Consider the following 2,228-nt stretch of genomic DNA (forward strand, 5'->3'; position numbering starts at 1 on the left):
GAGGCCGGCAACAACTGGGCGAGCAGCGGGTCGGGGTAGAGCGCGATCGGCTTCACCAGCGGCTCGATCTCCGCACGGGTGAAGACCGTGTCCGCTGCCTGCGCCGGTGCAGCCTGTGGCGCTGGTGCGGCCTGTTGGGCGAAGGCGGCGCCGAGGCCCGGGAGAATGGCGCTGGCTGGAGCCAGCACCAGCGCCATTGCGGATAGGGCGATCATTCCGTGTCGCATGCCGTCCTCGCGCTCAAATGTCTGCAAACAAGCCGGTCCATCACCGTCCGGCCCCTATCTGAAACGACCCACATTCACGATCTGGACGCGCCGATTGGCTGCTGCGTCCGGGTTCTTCCGGTTCTGCAACTGCTCTTCACCGAGACCGACCGAGACAATCCTGGCGGGGGCGATGCCGAATGTGGTGACCAGCGCGTCGCGAACCGCATCGGCCCGCTTCTGGCTCAGCGTCAGGTTGGACTTGCGGTCGCCGACCGCGTCGGTGTGGCCGACGATGAGGAACTTGTATTCCCGCAAGGTCGGGTGGAGCAGGGAGTCGGCAATCACGCCGACCGTGCGGAATGATGCAGGGCGGATCACCGCCGAGCCGGTCCGGAACTGGATCTCGACGGTGAACTGCGAGAGATTGTCCAGTTCCTGCGAGAGCGGCTCGCGCAGCGAGGCGTCCGGTCCGCGGTTGGCGGCGACGCTGTCCACGGCCTGGCGGCGGAGCGCGGCGACGTCGATGGATTTCGACTGGTCGAGGACGTTCAGCGTCTCGATCAGCTGCGTATCGTTGAGTCGCTCCTGGGCCTGCACGATTGCGGTTGCGGGGGCGAGGGCGATTGCGGCGGAGAAGACGAGGGCGATGGGCTTCATGGGGTGCGCTGTGCCTTCAGTTCCAACCGGCATCGACGATGACCTGCTTGCAGCCGCTGCTGACGACCTTCGACGCGGTCAGCAGGCACTGCAGCCTGTAGCCGTCATGGGGCTGCACGCCGCTGCAATATTGACCAAGGTCGCGCTCGCAGACCTTGACTGCGGCAGCCTGGGCATTGGCCCGCTTCGCGAGCGACTGGAAGACCTCGGCCGACGCGGCCTTGCAGCCCGCCGATAGCCGCGCCTGGTTCCGATCAAGGCACGTTTTGACGGCGCCGCCGCCAAGCGAAACCTTCGAACAAAGCTTGTCGATGTCCGAACCACAGGACTTCGCCAGCCGGTCATAGGCTTCGGCAAAAGTAAGCGTCTGGGCCGAAACGGCCAGTGGGATCACCATGGAGGTTAGCAGACAGGCTGCGGCGAGGGCTCTGCGTAGACTCACGATCGTCTCCCTGTTTTCGGTCGGTGTAAGCGCGCCCGAATATGCGATTTCAAAGGAAGCCGGCGATCTTGCTATGGGCAAACGCCAGGAGCGATGAGTTGATCGATCAGGGTGCGCACAAAGACATCTGGGCCGCCGGCACCAGAACATGTCGGCAGCTTGCGGGATTCGTCTTGATGGGACCGGTCGGGACAAGAGGCCAAGCCACTGGTGTCGAAGCTCGGTCTCCAATCTGTGCGCCCGGATGAAGGGAAAAGCAGCCCGGCGCATCGGCCGGGCTGTTTGCAGATCAGAGTGCCCGCGCGTCAGAACTTGTAGTTCACGCCGACGCGCAGGAGTCCGGCGCCGCCGCCGCCATTGCTGACCGCGGTATAGGTTCCGGCCGGCAGCACGCCGCCCGCGGGGTTTTCGAAGACCTGGGCCCTCCTGCCCTCGCCGGTATCGACGTAGAGACCTTCGAGCTTGACCGTCCAGTTATTGGTGAAGGCGTATTCGACACCGCCGCCGATGGTCCAGCCGGCATTGCTCGTCGTGTTGCCGGTCAGCGGGTTGCTGTTCAGGCCGCCATAGGCCAGACCGCCGGTGATGTAGACCAGGGTCCGGTCGAAGGCATAGCCGATGCGGGCGCGCACGGTGCCGAAATAGGCGCCGTCACCGCCGCCTCTACCGGCCCACCAGGTGTATTGGCCCCACGCCACGCTACCGCCTGTATCGACATACTGGATATCGGTCTCAAGGCCGTAGACGATCGCGCCGGACTGCCAGTTATAGCCGATCTGGCCGCCACCGACGAACCTGCCATCACCACCGCCGACACCGCTCAGGACGCTGGAAGAGCCAGCAGTCGGCCCGTTGACGGCGATCTCGCCCGAGTCAGCCCAGCCCACGCCGGCGTTGAGACCGACATAAAGACCAGCCCA

The 2,228-nt window shown here is 64.9% G+C and carries 3 protein-coding genes and 1 pseudogene; all 4 read right to left on the bottom strand.

What is annotated here, in order from left to right; all coding sequences use genetic code 11:
* Window positions 1-215: pseudogene (locus AC1DGP_RS35085) on the bottom strand (DUF3300 domain-containing protein); the annotation flags it as partial.
* A gap of 66 nt (window positions 216-281) precedes the next feature.
* The gene (locus tag AC1DGP_RS35090) at window positions 282-866 is read right to left on the bottom strand and encodes an OmpA family protein (protein WP_441508680.1); all 585 of its coding nucleotides are present in this window, start codon (window positions 864-866) and stop codon (window positions 282-284) included.
* A gap of 16 nt (window positions 867-882) precedes the next feature.
* Complete coding sequence (locus AC1DGP_RS35095; protein WP_441508679.1) at window positions 883-1,308, bottom strand: hypothetical protein; 426 nt, start codon at window positions 1,306-1,308, stop codon at window positions 883-885.
* 305 nt (window positions 1,309-1,613) lie between these two features.
* Window positions 1,614-2,228 (bottom strand): outer membrane protein (locus tag AC1DGP_RS35100; RefSeq protein ID WP_476833277.1); only part of this gene is annotated, 615 nt, incomplete at its 5' end.

Source organism: Allobosea sp. 05T433 (assembly GCF_056396065.1).

Bases quoted from the DNA above. Each gene is read 5' to 3' on its own strand.
- AC1DGP_RS35090 (WP_441508680.1), bottom strand. From the start codon at position 866: ATGAAGCCCATCGCCCTCGTCTTCTCCGCCGCAATCGCCCTCGCCCCC.